Source organism: Bordetella parapertussis, assembly GCF_020735925.1.
In the GTDB taxonomy this organism is placed as follows: domain Bacteria; phylum Pseudomonadota; class Gammaproteobacteria; order Burkholderiales; family Burkholderiaceae_B; genus Bordetella; species Bordetella pertussis.
Window position 1 is genome coordinate 1,459,389 of the sequence record NZ_CP085971.1, and the last position, 16,845, is coordinate 1,476,233.

A 16,845-nucleotide genomic window follows, 5' to 3' on the forward strand; every position below is an offset into this window, starting at 1 on the left:
GACGTGCCGGGGCGGCGGCGGGGCGCCGCACAGCTGGCCGGCTGGCGGTGAGACGACAGGCGGCGGGGCCTGCAGGCCCGCCAGGGTCGTGCGCGCGCGCGGCAGGCCGCCGGCAAAGGCGGCGGCGGGCGGGCAAGGCAGACCGAAGCGGATCATGGAGGCACCCAGGTGGCGGGACGCAGGAGCCCTATACGCTACACAGGGACGCCGGCGGCGTCAACCGGACCGCAGGCCGCCGGGAGGCAGCGGCAGGAACGCGCCCTCGACCTCGAAGTTGCAGGTCTCGCGCGCGATGTCGATGACCGTGCTGACGACCGGATTGATCAGGCTCTTCTTGTAGACGGCGTAATAGTGGATGGTGGGCAGGTCGGGCTGGACGCGCAGCCGGCACAGCGCGCCGCGCGCCACCAGCGGGTCGAAATAGGCCGAAGGCAGGTGGCTGATGCCCAGCCCCAGCATGGTCAGCTGCGCCATCATGGCCAGGCTGTTGCAGGTCAGCACGCGCTTGACCGACAGGCCTTGCTGCGCGAACCATGCATCGTACAGGTGCGACAGCGCCGAGTTCTGCGGCTGGCTGATGACGGGGAAGGGCGCCAGGTCGTGCGGCGTCAGTGCGCGCGCCGCATCGAGCGCCAGCGCAGGGCTGGCCATCCAGACGTTGGTCACCGAGCCGAGCTGTACGCAGTCGTACTCGTAGCTCCAGAAGGGGCCGGGCATGATGGCCAGGTCCAGTTCGTCGCGCTCGAGCTGCTGGTACATCGTGATGCCGGCCTCGATCTCGGGTACCAGCTGGATCTTCGGATAGCGCTGGTTGAGCCGTTCTATGACCCCGGCCAGCGAAGTGAGCGCCACCAGCTCGGTCACGCCCAGGCGCACGCTGCCTTCGAAGCGCGACGGGTCGGCCATGTCCAGCACCATGCGGCTGTTGAGCTCGAGCATCTCGCGCGCGCCCTCGAACAGCTTGCGGCCTGGCTGTGTCAGGACCAGCGATTTGGCGCGCCGCTCGAACAGCGGCGTGCCCGCGAACCCTTCCAGCTCTCCGACCCGCTTGGCCACGGCCGACTGGGTGGTGTGCAGTTTGCGCGAGGACGCACTGAAGCTGCCCAGCACGGCGCTCCAGTAGAACGCCTCGAGTTGCTTCAGGGTGTACATGGCAGAGTAGGCGGGCTGTCGATCGGAAAGCCCAACCATACCATCGCCCCGCGGCGCCGCCGCCATGCGCCGGTTCATGGCGCCGCGGCGCCATGCAAGGTGTCGCTGCGCATCAGGCCGGGTGGTGCCCGATGATGTCGGCCAGGAAGCGCTGCGCCCGCGGATGCTCGGGCGCGCTGAAAAAGCGCTGCGGCGTGGCGATCTCGAGGATTTCGCCGGCGTCCATGAAGATCACCCGGTCGCTGACTTCGCGCGCGAAGCCCATTTCGTGCGTCACGCAGACCATGGTCATGCCGTCGCGCGCCAGCGATTTCATCACCTGCAGCACTTCGCCGACCATCTCCGGGTCCAGCGCGCTGGTCGGTTCGTCGAACAGCATGATGGGCGGCTTGAGCGCCAGCGCCCGGGCGATGGCCACGCGCTGCTGCTGGCCGCCGGACAGCGCGCCGGGGTAGGCCTGCGCCTTGTGCGCCATGCCCACGCGCTCCAGCAGCTGGTGCGCCAGCGCCTCTGCCTCGCGGCGCGGCGTCTTCAGGATGTGCAGCGGCGCGTACGTCACGTTGTCCAGCACGCTCATGTGCGGAAACAGGTTGAACTGCTGGAACACGAAGCCGATGCCGCGGCGCAGCGTATTGATGTTCACGCCCTTGGCATGGATGTCCTGGCCGTCGATGCGGATGACGCCCTTGCCGATGGGCTCGAGCCGGTTGATGGTGCGGATGAGCGTGGACTTGCCCGAGCCCGACGGGCCGCACACGACCAGCACTTCGCCGCGCCCGACCTCCAGGCTCACATCCTTGAGCACATGGTGCTCGCCGTACCACTTGTTGACGCCTTCTAGCTTGATCATGTTGTGATTCCTCCCGCCGTCACGCCATGCTGCGGCTGCGGCGTACCCAGCTGTCCAGCCAGGCCACGCTGCGGCTCAGGCTGAAACACACCAGGAAGTAAATAATGGCCAGGATGCCGAACACCTGCAGCGGCTGGGTCAGCACCAGGTTGTTGACCTGGTTGGCCGCGAAGGTCAGCTCATTGACGCTGATCACATAGCCCAGCGAGGTCTCCTTGATGGTGGAGACGAACTGGCTGGTCATGCTGGGCAGCACGTTGAACAGCGCCTGCGGCAGCACCACTTTGCGCATGGTCGTCCAGTAGCCCACGCCCAGCGAGCGCGACGCTTCGATCTGCCCCTTGGGAATGGCCTCGATGCCGGAGCGGATGACCTCGGACAGATAGGCGCTTTCGTAGATCACCAGCGCGGTGACCAGGGTCCAGAAGCCGCTGATGCTTCCGCCCGTCAGCTTGGGCACGGCGAAGTAGGCCCAGAAGATCAGCATCAGCAGCGGCATGCCGCGCACGGTGTTGACCAGCAGGCGGCTGGCCACCCGCAGGCCGCGAAACGGGCTGACCCGGGCGATGGCGATCAGCAGGGCCAGCGGCATGGACAGCAGCAGGCCCAGCAGCGCCAGTATCAGGGTGAGCGCCAGGCCGCCCAGCGGGCCGTTGGGATATTGGCCCACCAGCAGCATGGGCCAGTAGTCATGCAGGATATCAAGCACGGCGGCCTCCGCTTCCGATGTTGTAGCGGGCGTACACGCGCGAGCCGATGAACATCAGCAGGAAGGATCCGAGCAGGTACATGAGGGTGGCGGCGCCGAAGGTGGCGAAGGTGCGGTAGGTCTCGTTCTCGATCTCGCGCGCCTGGTAGGTCAGCTCGACCACGCCGATCGCCATGGCCACGCTGGTGTTCTTGAACAGCAGCAGGGCCCGGCCGACCAGCGGCGGGATCGAAATGCGCAGCGCCTGCGGCACGATGACGTGGCGCATGCATTGCAGGTACGACGAGCCCAGCGCGCGGGCCGCCTCGAACTGGGTGCCGGGGATCGCGCGCAGGCCGCTGCGTATGTCCTCGGCGATGTAGGCGGCAGAGCCCAGGCCCAGCGCGATGGCGGCCAGCGAGAGCTCCGCGTTGTGCTGGTAGAGCCAGCCGCGCACGCCTTCGGGCAGCAGTTCGGGCATGCCGAAGTACCAGAACAGCACCTGCACCAGCAGCGGCACGTTGCGGTGGTATTCGACGTAGGCGTCCACGAACCAGCGGCACGGCGCCAGGTTGGTGGTGCGTATCACGACCAGCAGCACGGCCAGTGTGAAGGCCAGCACCCAGGCCACCAGGAACAGCTGCACCGTGGTCATCATGCCATCGGCGAGCTGGGATAGATAATGGGCGTCTAGAAAAAACACGCGTAGAACTCCGGAAACGACTGCGCGGCGGCGCCTTGGTGGGGGCGCACGCCGCGGCAGGATGGCGCGCCAAGGTCCGGGCGCAGGCCGGCGCGCCGGGGCGTCATCCCGCGATGGGCCCGATCTTGAACGAGCGCTGCAGCTTGTACGGGGTCTGCGCGCCGAACCACTTCTCGAACAGGCGCTGCGCCTCGCCGGAGGCTTCGGCCTGGTCCAGGATCTCGTTCACCTTGGCGATGAAGCGGGTTTCGGACTTGCGCATGCCCAGGCCCCACGGCTCGTCGAACACCGCCTTGTCGATGATCGAGACGGGCGCGGTGGGCGGGCTTTGCAGCATCAGGCGCACCAGCACCAGTTCGGAGGCGAATTGCGCGTCGACCTTTTTCTGCTGCAGGGCCAGGTATGAGGCCGAGCTGTCGGTGAAACCGAGCACCTGCGACTTGTCCAGGATGCGCTTGATCTCGCGCTCCGAGCTGGAACCCTTGGTGGCGGCCACGCGGCGGCCGTTGACCGACTCGATGGTCTGCAGGTTCGAGTCCTTGCGCACCAGCAGCTTCTGCGGGCTGACGTAATAGGTGTGGCTGAAGGCGATCTGCTCGGCCCGCTCGGGCGAGTAGCCCAGGTTGGCGGCCAGGATGTCCACGCGGCTTTCGTTGAGTTCGGGCACGCGCGCGGCCACCGACAGCAGCTTGTAGTTGACCTTCACGCCCAGCTTGTCGGCCACCAGCTTGCACATATCCACGTCGTAGCCCACCACGGTGCGGGTGGCGGCGTCCTGGTAGCTGAACGGCTGGGAGGTGCCCAGCGTGCCGCACAGCAATTCGCCGCGCGCCTTGATATAGTCGAGCTGGTCGGCGTGGGCCGGCCAGGCCGAGCAGGCTTATCGTCAGCACGGCAAGAACATTGCGTTTCATCATCGATCCCCTTGTTGGTTGTCGAAAAAGCCGCGGCGGGCGCGAGCCCGCCGCCGATCGGGTTGCGCTCAGGCCAGGCGTTCGCACGCCGCGCGGATGGCCGCGCAGCCTTGCTGGATATCCTCCAGCGCCGCTGCGAAAGAAAGCCGGAAGGTGCCGGGCACGCCATACGGCGTGCCGTCGATCACCGCCACGCCGGCTTCGCGCAGCAGGTAGTGCACGAAGTCGGTATCCGTCTCCAGGACGCGGCCGTCGGGCGTGGTCTTGCCCAGCACGCCGGCGCAGTCCGGGAACACGTAGAAGGCCCCCTCGGGCATCACCACGGACAGGCCGGGCGCGCCCTGCAGGGCCGCCACCGCGGCGTCGCGCCGGGCCTTGAAGGTGCGGGCGAATTCGGCCACGCAATCCTGCGGGCCGGCCAACGCCTCGCGCGCCGCCGCCTGGCTGATCGAGCAGGCGCCGGAAGTGCTCTGCGATTGCAGGATGGCCATGGCCTTGATCAAGGCCTCCGGACCCGCACCATAACCGATGCGCCAGCCCGTCATCGCATAGGCCTTGGACACGCCGTTGACCACCAGCGTGCGCTCGGCCAGTTCGGGCGCCACCTGCAGCGGATGCACCGTCGGCGTCGCGGTGAAGTTCAGCCGTGCGTAGATGTCGTCGGTCATGAGCCAGACGTGCGGGTGGCGGCGCAGCACCTCGGCCAGGCCGCGCCATTCGTCGGCGGTGTAGATGGCGCCGGTGGGGTTGCTGGGCGCGTTCATCATCAGCCACTTGGTGCGTGGCGTGATGGCCGCCTCCAGCGCCTGCGGCGTCAGCTTGTACTGGGTGGCCGGCGTCGCGGTCACCGCCACGGGCACGCCGCCGTTGACCAGCACCATGTCGGGGTACGACACCCAGTAGGGGGCCGGAATGATGACCTCGTCGCCCTCGTTCAGCGTGGCCGCCAGGCCGTTGTAGAGCACCTGCTTGGCGCCGGTGCCAACGATGATGTGGCCTTCGGGGTAGTCGACGCCGGTTTCTTCCCGCAGCCGGGCGCGTACCGCCTTGCGCAGCGCCATCGTCCCCTGGGCCGGCGGATACTTGGTTTCGCCGCGCTGCATGGCCGCGATGGCGGCCTCGCAGATATGCGCGGGGGTCGAGAAATCCGGCTCGCCCACCGTCAGGTCGATGACGCGGCGGCCTTCCTCGCGCAGCTGGGCCACGATGGCGCGCGTGGCGACGCTGGGCGACAGTTTGATGCGCTTGATCTTGTCGGCGACGATGCTCATTGCGCGTCCCCGGTCTTCTCGGCGATGATGCGGTCCACCCAGGGCTTGGCATAGGTGCCGGCGCGCAGCTTCTCCTTGGCTGCCAGTTCGGCATCCTCTTTCCTGCGGGCCGCCGCCAGGACTGCCCCGGCCTGGGCCAGCGGTACGGCAACCACGCCGTCGGCGTCGCCCACGATGACGTCGCCGGCGGCCACGACCTGGCCGCCGATGCTCACCGGCACGTTGATCTCGCCGGGGCCGTCCTTGTAGGGCCCCTTGTGCGACACGGCGCGCGCAAAGCAGCCGAACGCGCCTTGCTGGAACACATCCAGGTCGCGCACCGCCCCGTCGATGACGAAGGCGGCCACGCCGCGCGACTGCGCGTCCATCATCATCAGTTCGCCGACCAGGGCGTTGGCCGTCTCGCCGGCGCCATCGACGACGATCACGTCGCCCGGGCCGGCCAGCGAAATGGCCTTGTGGATCATCAGGTTGTCGCCCGGGCGCGTCTTGACCGTGATGGCGCGGCCGACGATGCGGGCAGCGCCGGCATGCAGCGGGCGCAGGCCCTGCACGCCGTACAGGCGGCCCATGCAATCGCTGATCTGGGCCGTGCCGATCTGGGCGAAGCCAGCCAGCACCTCATCGGCCGCGGGCGGCTCGGGCAGGGGAAGGATACGGAAACCGATAGAACTCATGGGAATGGAACTAGATACGTCACGGAACAGGCTTGCATTACAAGACGTCGGTGTGCATTCCTCAAAACGATATAAATTCCACGCCCTGCACGAAATTAATTCGTGAATGGTTATTGTAAGGGTAAACCCTTATTCGTGCCGCCGCGCCGGGCCCGCCGCCTGGCTTGACGCCGCCGCCCGGGCTGGTAGTATGGGCGCGACCGCTTGTCGAGGCGGTCTTCTTTTGGTCGGCGCGTACTGTTCCCGAAAGGGCTGGAGCAGGCGCGCCGCTTGCTATCGACGGTCATGAACGCCACAGCTCCTGCCAGCCGCACCACGCTTTCCGCCGGGACCGCCCGCCGGTGGGCGCAGCGTTGCGCGCCGCGGGCGGCGCATGGCCTGGGCGCCATCGACGCGCTCGATCTCGCACGCCGGGCCATGCTGCTGGCCTCGTACGAGGTGGCCGCGCGTTCGGCTTATGCGCGCGCCAAACCCGGCTGAGCAGACAAGCACGCCATTTCCCCGCCACACCGCCCGCGGTGGCGCATTGCGCCACGCGGCGGCCCGGCCCGCTCGCGCGCACCCCTGGCGGATGCGCGGGCCGGACCGGCCTCGAGCCTGCGTGGCGCGCCATGTCTCGTCCTGTCCGATAGCGTTATGCAACTTACCAAGAATTTCGTCAAAGCCAAGAACCCCTGCACGGCCGGATACCGGTGGTTCCTGCGCGACCACAACGGCCATGGCGAGTACCAGTCCGTGCTCGACGCGCTGGTGGAGGCCGGCCGCATCGACGACGCCATGTGGCTGATCGACCAGTTCGGCCCCACCGATCAGGTGCTGAACCTGGATACGCTGGACGCGCCGGCCCTGGTGTTCGCCGGCACCGTGACGGTACGGCGCGGGATCACCGTCGACGGGGTGCTGCGCGCGGGACGCAATATCGTCTGTGGCGCCGGCATTCGCGCCGGCACGCTGGTGCAGGCCGGCGAAGGCATCGACGCGCGCGGCAGCATCGCCTGCGACGGCGACGTCCAGGCCGGCGGCGATATCCAGACCACATGGGGCGTCCAGGTGGGCAAGCGCCTGACGGTGGGCGGACAGTTGCGCGCCGGCTGGGACATCCGCACCGGCGGCGACCTGAGCGTGGTCGGGCCCATCCGGGCGGGCGACGCGGTGGTCAGCGGCGGCATTCTGAAATGCGAGCAAGGCATCCGCGCGGGGCAGGACGTACAGGCCGAATACGATATCAACGTGGTCAGCGGCATCCAGGCCGGCGGCTCCATCCTGGCCGGCGGCCACGTGGAAACGGGCTGGGGCATGATTGCCGGCCACGATATCGTGGCCGACGGTGCGATCCGCTCGGGCGAAGGCCTGGAGGCGGGCGGGCGCATCGAGGCCGGCGAGGGGCACGGCGTGTACGCCGGACTGCGGGTGCGCGTCGATGCCTGGCCCGATTCGGCGCGGGTCGCCGCCGCCCGTTGCCTCGGGCCGCTGCTCAGCGGCCACTGGATCGGCGCGGCCGCCCTGGATGCGCAGGCATAGCGCCGCGGCGCATGGCGTATCCTAGGACTATGCAAAGACTTCCCGACCAGGCCGTGGCCGGCGACCCCAGGCCGCAGCCGCCCGAGCCGCCCGAGCCCTCCGACTGCTGCCAGAGCGGCTGCATTCCGTGCGTCTACGATCTCTACGACGAGGCGCGCGAGCGCTACCAGGAAGCGCTGCGCGCCTGGCGCGCACGCCATCCCGAGGCGGCCGGCGGCGGCGACGCCTGACCAGCCGTCACTGGCTGCGCTTGAGCACGTAGTGCTCGGCCAACGGGCCGCTGGGCAGGGTGCCGTCTTGCGACATCATGGTCAGCCGGTTTTCGCCGACCTGGTAACGGTAGTGATCGCCGGCGCTGTCGAGCTCGATGGCGTTGTCGCCCGTCAGCCAGCCGAATCTGCCTTGCACCGTGTCCGGGCGGGGCTGGCGCTCCAGGTACTGGGTCTGCAACTGGTAGGTGTTGTCGGCGCGCAGGGTCAGCACCGTGCGGATGCCGGGGCAGTCGGCGCATGGCAGCACGCCCTGGTACGTGCCTTGCCAGTCCAGCGAATTGCGCGAGGTATGCGTATCGGGCGGCGGCGCGCCCTCGGGCGTATCCGAGGGAGCGTTCGCGTTGCAGGCCGACAGCAGGGCGGCAAGCGCCAATACGGGTAGCAGGGTTTTCAAGATGCGCTCCTTTTTGCTGATCAACGCCAACCATAGCTGGCGTTGCGGTTGGCAGGGTAACCGGATATTGACTGCCCATGCCTCGCCGGCGCAATCAGCGGGCATCCACGCGGCAGGTTGAAATTTTTTGTTTCATCTTTGATGGCGCCGCCTGTCACGCGGGCCGGGGCCGCCTCGTCTTGTCTGCATGGTCCGCCATGGTGGGGGGCCGCCTCGGAGAAACCGCATGAAGCCCTGCATGAATCCCTACACCGTCGCCCCTCGGACCATGCAGGCGCTGATGGCCCTGCAGTCGTACGTCAACGATTGCGGCCTGGAGCACAGCCTGCTCGAACTGGTGAAGATGCGCGCCTCGCAGATCAATGGCTGCGCGTTCTGCCTGAACCTGCACTATACCGAGGCGCGCAGGCAGGGCGAGAGCGAGCTGCGCCTGCAATTGCTCAATGCCTGGCGCGAATCGCCGCTGTATACGGCGCGCGAGCGCGCCGCGCTGGCCTGGACCGAAGCGCTCACGCTGCTGGCGCAGACCCGGGCGCCCGACGCGGACTATGCCGAGCTGGCGACCCACTTCGACGAACTGGAACGGGTTAACCTGACGATGGCCATCAATACCATCAACGCGTGGAACCGGATTGCAGTGGGGTTCCGCAGCCTGCATCCCGTCAATGAGTAAAACCGCCGCCATTACGATCGATACGCCGGGCGCGGACGATTTCGAGCCGCACCGGCGCCACCTGTACGGGCTGGCGTACCGGATGCTGGGCTCCTGGTCCGAGGCCGAGGACATCGTGCAGGAAACCTGGCTGCGCTGGCGCGAGATCGATCCGGCCACGCTGGACAATGCGCGCGCGTTTCTCTCGCGCATCGCGACCCGCCTGTGCCTGGATGTGCTCAAATCGGCGCGCGTGCGCCGCCAGGTCTATGTCGGCCCCTGGCTGCCCGAGCCCCTGCCGGACGCGCAGGCCTATGCCGGCGCGGCCCCGGGCGAGATCGCGCATGACGTGTCGGTGGCGCTGATGCTGGCGCTGGAACGGCTGTCCGCATCCGAGCGCGCCGCCTTCCTGCTGCACGATGTGTTCGATGTGCCGTTCGCCGAGATCGCCGGCACGCTGGGCCGCACCGAGGCAGGCTGCCGCCAGTTGGCCGCGCGCGCCCGCAACCGCGTGCGCGAGTCGCGGCCGCGCTTTGCCGTGGAAGAAAGCGAGGGTATCCGGCTGGCGCGCGCCTTCATCGACGCCGCGCAGCATGGCGACGTGGATGTCCTGCGCCAATTGCTGGCCGATGACGCGGTGCTGCACAGCGACGGCGGCGGCAAGAAACTGGCGTTCATGCGCCCCATCCTGGGCCGCGCCAATATCGTGCGCGCCTTCGCCGGCCTGGCGCGCAAGGGCCAGAGCGACCTGTCGTCGGTGCGCATCGTGCAGCTCAACGGCATGCCGGCCATCTACGGCATCGAGCGCGACGGGCTGCCGCGCACGATTTCGCTGGGCGTGTGCGGCGGGCGCATCGTCCGCGTCTACATCATGCGCAACCCCGACAAGCTGGCGCACCTGGCCCGATTCACCGGCTGATCCGCCGGGGCGGGCAGGCGTGCGCTCTTGTTGCCCTTGTTGCCGATTGGCACGCACGGGCGCGGCCGCGCCGGGCTACCATAGGCGCAGCCATCCGGCGGCCGCCATCGGCCGCCCGGCGCACCGTATCGTCACGAGGTAACCATGAAGACCACCCACCGCATTCTTGCCGCCGGCCTGCTGGCGGCCTTGTGCGCCGCCGCCTCGGCGGCCCAGGCGCAGGCCGTGCAGCAGCAATACCAGTATCCCAGCGCGCCGTCCAAGGATGGCAGCCAGTCCCCGCCCTCGACGTTGCGCATCACCGAGACGCCGGGCGCCGCGGCCGTTCCCATTCGCGACACCCCCGAGAGCGTGCGCGAGTACCAGCGTTGCCGCGAAGTCTCGGACCGCGCCGCCGTGTCCAACGAGCAGATGCGCGCCGGCGTGGCGCAATGCCTGAAAGAGCTGGAGGCGCGCCGCCAGGCGGGCTGAGACCGGGTACATCAGGCGGCGTCCATGAATCCACAATTGCTGGCGCTGCTGGTCGAGCGCGAAATGCCCTACGGCAAGTACAAGGGCCGCCTGATGGCCGACCTGCCGGGCCATTACCTGGCCTGGTTCGCGCGCAACGGTTTTCCGGCCGGCGAGATCGGCCGCCTGCTGGCGCTGATGCACGAGCTGGATCACAACGGCCTGCGCGACCTGCTCAAGCCCTTGCGCGGCGGGCGCGCCTGACCTTCTGCGCCGCGCCGGCGATGGTAAGCTGGCTCTTTTCCGCGCGGCCGTGTCGGCCGCCCGCATGCCCGCGAATGCCATGAGCGCCGATCCGTCCGATTCCTCCCATCTCGTCGAAACCCTGGTCAGCAGCGAAACGCTGTGCGATGGCGGGTTCCTCAAGGCGCGCCGCGACACCGTGCGCCTGCCCAGCGGCCGCACCGCCACGCGCGAATACATCGTGCATCCCGGCGCCGTGGTGGTGGTGCCGCTGCTCGATGACGGACGGGTGCTGCTCGAGCGGCAGTTCCGCTACCCCATTGGCCAGGTCATGACCGAGTTCCCGGCCGGCAAGCTGGATCCGGGCGAAGACCCGCTGGCTTGCGCCAGGCGCGAACTGCTCGAGGAAACCGGCTATACGGCCGGGCAGTGGGCCAGCGCCGGCGCGCTGCACCTGGCCATCGCGTACTCCACCGAAATCATCCACATTTTCTTCGCGCGCCAGCTGCGGGCCGGCACGCGCCAGCTGGACGAAGACGAATTCCTCGATGTGCACAGCGCGACCGTGCCCGAGCTGCTGCAAGCCTGCCGCGAAGGGCGCGTTACCGATGCCAAGACGCTGACCTGCGTGCTGTGGCTGCAGAATGTGCTGGCTGGCGACTGGCCGCTGGACTGGCAGCCCGCATGAATCCGGCGGGCCACGAGGTGGAGGTCCGCCCGCAGGGCTGGCGGTTCGACGCGCGTCCCGGCGAGTCCTTGCTGCGGGCTGCCGCGCGCGCCGGCATCCGGTTGCCCAGTTCCTGTCGCAACGGAACCTGTCGCACCTGTCTTTGCCGCCTGGTCGCGGGCGAAGTCGCCTATCTGGTCGAATGGCCGGGCGTCAGCGCCGACGAGAAGGCGCAGGGCTGGATCCTGCCTTGCGTGGCGCAGGCGCTTGGGCCGGTGGCCATCGAGGCGCCGCAGGCAACGCCCTTGCCGCCCAAGCCGCCGCCCTCTACGCTGTTGACAGGCGCCCGGCGGGCCTGAAGGGGCGGACAGCCCGGGCCGCCCCGGGGCCGCGCTTCAGCGCCGGGCGGGCAGGCAGGCCGGGCCGTCGGGCAGCGGCGCGCTGCGATCGCCCAGCAGCGCGCGCGCACCGCAGCTGGAGCTGAACATCTGCGCGGCGTCATGGCCGGCATCCACCACTTCCTGGGCGTCGTGGTGCCACGCCACCGACCTGGGCAGGCGCGGCGCCAGCACGCCGGCTTCGTAGCGCCAATACCCCAGCCCCCGCGCCAGCCGCGTGGCGCCTTGCGCCTCGGCGCCGCAGCTCTTGTCCAGCAGCTGATGCTCGGGGTTGTTGTCGGCCGATCCCAGCAGATAGGTGACGTGCCGCTGGGCATAGCGCGCCGGCAGGCTGGCCGGGTCCAGGCCGCGCGCATAGGCGGGCAGGTGATCCAGTCCGTACTTGTATTGGTTGTAGGTGGGGCAGATGCCGCGCTCGTAGGGGGCATGCCCCTTGCCGTCGGCGCGTGGGCGCTCGGGCGACAGGTACAGGTACGAGGACGGATTGGCGACCACGTATTGCAGCGTCAGGCCTTCGCGGCGCAGGGTCTCGTCCAGGCTGTTGAGCACCGCGTAGCGCTGCACCAGCTGGGCCCCGCCCGAATGGCCGGCCAGCACGATGGTGCGCAGGGCCGGCAGGCGGGACGAATCGCTCAGCTCGCGCAACAGGTCGTCGAGCACCTGCAGCGAGCTGACCGGCGCCGGACGCCCCCTGGCCTGCATGCTGAGCTCGCCGTCCTCCCAGGAGGCGCGGCGCCAGGCCGGCATGGCGGCAAAGCCCGCGTCGATGGCGCTGGCGAACTTGGGCGCGATGACCAGGGTGTCTTCGGCGCGCTCGGGATTGGCGGCGAACAGCGCCGTCACCGTGCCGTGGATGGAAGCCGCGTTGCGCTTGACCCCGTGCAGGACGATCACCAGGCGCCGGATGCCGCGCAGGTCGTCGCGCTCCAGGTTCTTGCTGCTGTAGAGGGGGAAGGCATAGCGGTGTCCGGGCGGGCCGATCTTCAGCGGCTTCCACTGCGGCGGCGCGGCGCGCGGCGCCACGATGGGATCACCGTAGGGGTCGGCCTCGGCGTCCTGCGCCCATGCGCCCCCGCACAGCAGTCCGGCGGCCAGCAGCGCGCCTATGCGGAAAAGGCCGGATACCATGGGCGCCCGCGGCGTGCCGGTCAACAGCTTTCTTGGCCGATCAACTGCTTCAGGCCGGGCAGGTCGATCAGGCGGACTTCGCGTTGATTGATGCGGATCAAGCCCTCGCGGCCGAAGCGCGAGAATAATCGGCTTACGGTCTCCAGCGTCAGGCCGAGGTAGTTGCCGATCTCCTCGCGGCTCATGCGCAGCACGAATTCGGTCGAGGAATAGCCGAGCGCCGCGTAGCGCTGCGACAGATTCAGCAGGAAGGCGGCCAGCCGCTGTTCCGAGCGCATCGCGCCCACCGTCGCCAGCATCTGGTGCGAGCGGGTGATCTCGCGGCTCATCAGGCGGCGGAATTGCTGCTGCAGCGATGGCAGCTGGGTCGAGACGCGGTCGATTTCCGGCAGGCGTATGACGCAGACCTCGGAGTCTTCAAGGGCGACGGCGCTCGAGACGTGCTTGCTCTCGATCATGCCGTCCAGGCCGACGATTTCGCCGGGCAGATGAAAACCGGTGATCTGCAGCTGCCCGCTGGAATCCTCGAGCTGCGTCTTGAGCGAGCCGAAACGCACGCCGTAGACGGCGTCCAGGGGATCGTCGAGTTCGTAGAGCGATTTGCCGCGCTCCACGCGCACGCGCTCCTTGACGAGTTCGTCCAGTTTCTCGACTTCGTTGGCAGGCATGCCCACGGGGACGCAGACGTGCCCCAGCATGCAGCTGGAACAGTGTGCCGCATCTGGTGAAAGGGGAACCCGTCTTTGCATGTGATACCTCTGGCAATGCGTAAGAGCCGGTGCGCCGCGAGCGCCCGGCACGCTAGGAATCGTTACATTGTAGACCGGACCGCGCGCGGCAGCTTGACGGAGTGGTTACAACATGGCGCGCCGCGGCCGGCCCGCCCGGCCGCATGGCGCGGCTTGGACGAATGCGTATATGCTGGCGGGACAAGGTGTTGTAACGAGCAAGTCGTCATAACGGCAACAGGAGCGGGCGCAAGGTCTTGAAATGGCCTGCATTGCCCGCATTTTCAGATCATCGGGCTGACCGCGACCCCGGTCGGGCTCTCTCATCTGCTAACCGTACATTATGCGATTCGACAAACTTACCACCAAGTTCCAGCAGGCCCTGGCGGACGCGCAAAGCCTGGCCGCCCGTAACGATCATCCCTATATCGAGCCCGTCCATGTGCTGGCGGCCCTGTTGGGCGACCCCGACAGCGGCGCGGCCAGCCTGCTGGCGCGCGCCGGCGTCGCCGTCAACCGCGTGCAGCCGGCCATCGACAGCGCCCTGAAGGGCCTGCCGCAGGTGCAGGGCGAGGACAACGTCCAGGTCGGGCGCGAGCTGCAAAGCGTGCTCGTGCGCACCGACAAGGAGGCCGCGCGGCGCGGCGACACCTACATCGCCAGCGAGCTGTTCCTGCTGGCGCTGGCCGACGACAAGGGCGACGCCGGCCGCATCCTGCGCGAGGCGGGCCTGCAGAAGAAGGCCCTGGAAGCGGCCATCGACGCCGTGCGCGGCGGCGAGAACGTCTCGGGCGCGGAAGGCGAGTCCAACCGCGAGGCGCTGTCCAAGTACACGCTGGACCTCACCGAGCGCGCCCGCCAGGGCAAGCTGGATCCGGTCATCGGCCGCGACGACGAAATCCGCCGCACCATACAGATCCTGCAGCGCCGCACCAAGAACAACCCCGTGCTGATCGGCGAACCCGGCGTCGGCAAGACCGCCATCGTCGAAGGGCTGGCGCAACGCATCGTCAACGACGAGGTGCCCGAGACGCTGCGCGGCAAGCGCGTGCTCTCGCTGGACCTGGCGGCGCTGCTTGCCGGCGCCAAGTTCCGTGGCGAGTTCGAGGAACGCCTGAAGGCCGTGCTCAAGGAGCTGGCCCAGGACGACGGCCAGAACATCGTCTTCATCGACGAACTGCACACCATGGTCGGTGCGGGCAAGGCCGAAGGGGCCATGGACGCCGGCAACATGCTCAAGCCGGCGCTGGCGCGCGGCGAGCTGCATTGCATCGGCGCCACCACGCTGGACGAATACCGCAAGTACATCGAAAAGGATGCCGCGCTCGAGCGCCGCTTCCAGAAGGTGCTGGTCGGCGAGCCCGACGTGGAATCCACCATCGCCATCCTGCGCGGGCTGCAGGAGCGCTACGAGCTGCACCACGGCGTCGAGATCACCGATCCGGCCATCGTGGCGGCGGCCGAGCTGTCGCACCGCTACATTACCGACCGGTTCCTGCCCGACAAGGCAATCGACCTGATCGACGAGGCCGGCGCGCGCATCCGCATGGAAATCGACTCCAAGCCCGAAGTGATGGACCGCCTGGACCGGCGCATCATCCAGCTCAAGATCGAACGCGAAGCCGTCAAGAAGGAAACCGACGACGCCTCCATGCGCCGCCTGGCCGTGATCGAGGAAGAGCTGGAGAAGCTGCAGCGCGAATACAACGACTACGAGGAAATCTGGAAAGCCGAGAAGGCCGCCGTGCAGGGCACGCAGGCCATCAAGGAAGAGATCGACCGCGTGCGCGCCGAGATGGCCGAACTGCAGCGCAAGGGCCAGTTCGACAAGCTGGCCGAGCTGCAATACGGCAAGCTGCCCGAGCTCGAGGCGCGCCTGAAGGCCGCCGACAGCGCCGAGCGCGAGGCCGGCGAATCCGACAGCGGCAAGCCGCGCCTGTTGCGCACCCAGGTGGGCGCCGAGGAAATCGCCGAGGTCGTCTCGCGCGCCACCGGCATCCCGGTGGCCAAGATGATGCAGGGCGAACGCGACAAGCTGCTGCGCATGGAAGATTTCCTGCACAAGCGCGTCGTGGGCCAGGACGAAGCCGTGCGGCTGGTTTCCGATGCCATCCGGCGTTCGCGCGCGGGCCTGGCGGATCCGTCGCGTCCGTATGGTTCGTTCCTGTTCCTCGGGCCCACCGGCGTGGGCAAGACGGAGCTGACCCGTGCCCTGGCGGATTTCCTGTTCGACTCCGAAGAGCACATGATCCGCATCGACATGAGCGAGTTCATGGAGAAGCATTCCGTGGCGCGCCTGATCGGCGCGCCGCCGGGATACGTGGGCTACGAAGAAGGGGGCTACCTGACCGAGGCGGTGCGCCGCAAGCCGTACAGCGTGATCCTGCTCGACGAGGTCGAAAAGGCGCATCCCGACGTGTTCAACGTGCTGCTGCAGGTGCTCGACGACGGCCGCCTGACCGACGGCCAGGGGCGCACGGTGGACTTCCGCAATACGGTCATCGTCATGACGTCCAACCTTGGGTCGCAGCACATACAAAGCATGGCGGGCAAGCCGTACGAGGTCATCAAGGAAGTCGTGTGGGACGAGCTCAAGCATACGTTCCGCCCCGAGTTCCTGAACCGTATCGATGAAGTCGTGGTCTTCCATGGCCTGGAAGCCCAGCACATCGAGTCCATCGCCCGGATCCAGCTCAAGCGGCTGGGCGAGCGTCTCGAGAAGCAGGAGATGCGCCTGGACGTGTCCGATGCGGCGCTGGCGGAAATCGCACGCTCGGGCTTCGACCCGGTGTTCGGCGCCCGGCCGCTCAAGCGGGCCGTCCAGCAGCAGATCGAGAACCCGGTCGCCAAGCTGATTCTCGAAGGCGTGTTCGGACCGCGCGATGTGGTGCCGGTCGACTGGCAGGACGGCAAGTTCGTCTTCACGCGCACTTTGCAATAACGCCGCCGACAGGCGCCGCCACGCGCGGCGCCCTGCCTCTCAACCCCTGGATCCAATGGACCAGGGGTTTTTTCTGTTCGCTCGCATCGCGATTTCAGGGTGGCCTTGTGGTGGCTTCAGTGCGAAGAAAGGCCGATGCGACACCATTCGCGAACAACTTGCCTATGGCCGGATGGGCAATGCCGATAGGAGACTTGGTTGTGCGCTTGTGTATGGAAATGCTTAGTCGAGTGCTTCCATTTTCGCAAGTGTGCGGATCATTCTTGATAAACGGCAT

20 protein-coding genes are annotated in these 16,845 nt (G+C 68.0%); 10 read left to right on the plus strand and 10 right to left on the minus strand.

What is annotated here, in order from left to right:
* Positions 1-216: 216 nt before the first annotated feature.
* From LK409_RS06950 to LK409_RS06980, 7 genes are all read right to left on the minus strand, one after another.
* Positions 217-1,152: a LysR family transcriptional regulator gene (locus LK409_RS06950; protein ID WP_010930233.1), complete on the minus strand. Its 936-nt coding sequence runs from the start codon at positions 1,150-1,152 to the stop codon at positions 217-219.
* Positions 1,153-1,264: 112 nt separating this feature from the next.
* On the minus strand, positions 1,265-2,002 hold the full coding sequence (locus LK409_RS06955) for an amino acid ABC transporter ATP-binding protein (protein WP_003818574.1): 738 nt from the start codon (positions 2,000-2,002) through the stop codon (positions 1,265-1,267).
* 19 nt (positions 2,003-2,021) lie between these two features.
* On the minus strand, positions 2,022-2,711 hold the full coding sequence (locus LK409_RS06960) for an amino acid ABC transporter permease (protein WP_003810420.1): 690 nt from the start codon (positions 2,709-2,711) through the stop codon (positions 2,022-2,024).
* On the minus strand, positions 2,704-3,393 hold the full coding sequence (locus LK409_RS06965) for an amino acid ABC transporter permease (RefSeq protein ID WP_003810422.1): 690 nt from the start codon (positions 3,391-3,393) through the stop codon (positions 2,704-2,706). The genes LK409_RS06960 and LK409_RS06965 overlap by 8 nt, the downstream gene beginning before the upstream one ends.
* Positions 3,394-3,496: 103 nt before the next feature.
* Entirely contained in the window at positions 3,497-4,213 is a 717-nt protein-coding gene (locus LK409_RS06970) for an ABC transporter substrate-binding protein (protein WP_010928212.1), read from the minus strand.
* Between the two features lie 162 nt (positions 4,214-4,375).
* A complete protein-coding gene (locus tag LK409_RS06975) occupies positions 4,376-5,578 on the minus strand; it encodes an aminotransferase class I/II-fold pyridoxal phosphate-dependent enzyme (protein ID WP_003810425.1) in 1,203 nt (400 codons plus the stop codon).
* Positions 5,575-6,255 carry an RraA family protein gene (locus LK409_RS06980; protein ID WP_010928213.1) on the minus strand — a complete coding sequence of 227 codons (681 nt, stop codon included), beginning with the start codon at positions 6,253-6,255 and terminating at the stop codon, positions 5,575-5,577. The genes LK409_RS06975 and LK409_RS06980 overlap by 4 nt, the downstream gene beginning before the upstream one ends.
* Positions 6,256-6,540: 285 nt before the next feature.
* Here LK409_RS06980 and LK409_RS06985 point away from each other — a divergent pair, with 285 nt between their 5' ends.
* The 3 genes from LK409_RS06985 (at position 6,541) to LK409_RS06995 (ending at position 8,006) form a co-directional block, all read left to right on the plus strand.
* Positions 6,541-6,735: a hypothetical protein gene (locus tag LK409_RS06985; RefSeq protein ID WP_033447023.1), complete on the plus strand. Its 195-nt coding sequence runs from the start codon at positions 6,541-6,543 to the stop codon at positions 6,733-6,735.
* 156 nt (positions 6,736-6,891) lie between these two features.
* The gene (locus LK409_RS06990; RefSeq protein ID WP_010928214.1) at positions 6,892-7,776 is read left to right on the plus strand and encodes a hypothetical protein; all 885 of its coding nucleotides are present in this window, start codon (positions 6,892-6,894) and stop codon (positions 7,774-7,776) included.
* 11 nt (positions 7,777-7,787) lie between these two features.
* Positions 7,788-8,006: an oxidoreductase-like domain-containing protein gene (locus LK409_RS06995; RefSeq protein WP_003810433.1), complete on the plus strand. Its 219-nt coding sequence runs from the start codon at positions 7,788-7,790 to the stop codon at positions 8,004-8,006.
* Positions 8,007-8,013: 7 nt separating this feature from the next.
* Here LK409_RS06995 and LK409_RS07000 read toward each other — a convergent pair whose 3' ends face one another.
* Positions 8,014-8,442: a copper resistance protein NlpE gene (locus tag LK409_RS07000; RefSeq protein WP_003818579.1), complete on the minus strand. Its 429-nt coding sequence runs from the start codon at positions 8,440-8,442 to the stop codon at positions 8,014-8,016.
* 226 nt (positions 8,443-8,668) lie between these two features.
* Here LK409_RS07000 and LK409_RS07005 point away from each other — a divergent pair, with 226 nt between their 5' ends.
* From LK409_RS07005 to LK409_RS07030, 6 genes are all read left to right on the plus strand, one after another.
* Entirely contained in the window at positions 8,669-9,115 is a 447-nt protein-coding gene (locus tag LK409_RS07005) for a carboxymuconolactone decarboxylase family protein (RefSeq protein WP_041937171.1), read from the plus strand.
* Positions 9,108-10,013, plus strand: a complete 906-nt coding sequence (locus tag LK409_RS07010; protein WP_003810439.1) for a sigma-70 family RNA polymerase sigma factor — start codon at positions 9,108-9,110, stop codon at positions 10,011-10,013. Before LK409_RS07005 ends, LK409_RS07010 begins: the two co-directional genes overlap by 8 nt.
* Before the next feature lie 144 nt (positions 10,014-10,157).
* A complete protein-coding gene (locus tag LK409_RS07015) occupies positions 10,158-10,484 on the plus strand; it encodes a hypothetical protein (RefSeq protein ID WP_003810441.1) in 327 nt (108 codons plus the stop codon).
* Positions 10,485-10,508: 24 nt separating this feature from the next.
* Complete coding sequence (locus tag LK409_RS07020; RefSeq protein WP_003810443.1) at positions 10,509-10,727, plus strand: DUF3820 family protein; 219 nt, start codon at positions 10,509-10,511, stop codon at positions 10,725-10,727.
* A gap of 49 nt (positions 10,728-10,776) precedes the next feature.
* On the plus strand, positions 10,777-11,394 hold the full coding sequence (locus LK409_RS07025; protein WP_003818582.1) for an NUDIX domain-containing protein: 618 nt from the start codon (positions 10,777-10,779) through the stop codon (positions 11,392-11,394).
* Positions 11,391-11,732, plus strand: coding sequence for a 2Fe-2S iron-sulfur cluster-binding protein (locus tag LK409_RS07030; protein WP_003810446.1), 342 nt, complete (start codon positions 11,391-11,393; stop codon positions 11,730-11,732). Before LK409_RS07025 ends, LK409_RS07030 begins: the two co-directional genes overlap by 4 nt.
* Positions 11,733-11,768: 36 nt before the next feature.
* On the opposite strand, the gene LK409_RS07035 is transcribed toward LK409_RS07030, so the two are convergent.
* A complete protein-coding gene (locus LK409_RS07035; RefSeq protein ID WP_003818585.1) occupies positions 11,769-12,923 on the minus strand; it encodes a hypothetical protein in 1,155 nt (384 codons plus the stop codon).
* Positions 12,920-13,648 carry an oxygen-responsive transcriptional regulator Btr gene (gene btr / locus LK409_RS07040; protein ID WP_003810448.1) on the minus strand — a complete coding sequence of 243 codons (729 nt, stop codon included), beginning with the start codon at positions 13,646-13,648 and terminating at the stop codon, positions 12,920-12,922. The genes LK409_RS07035 and btr overlap by 4 nt, the downstream gene beginning before the upstream one ends.
* 322 nt (positions 13,649-13,970) lie before the next feature.
* On the opposite strand from btr, the gene clpB reads away from it, so the two are divergent.
* Positions 13,971-16,568 (plus strand): ATP-dependent chaperone ClpB, encoded by a 2,598-nt coding sequence (clpB, locus tag LK409_RS07045; RefSeq protein WP_010928216.1) that lies wholly within the window; start codon positions 13,971-13,973, stop codon positions 16,566-16,568.
* The last annotated feature ends 277 nt before the right edge of the window (positions 16,569-16,845 follow it).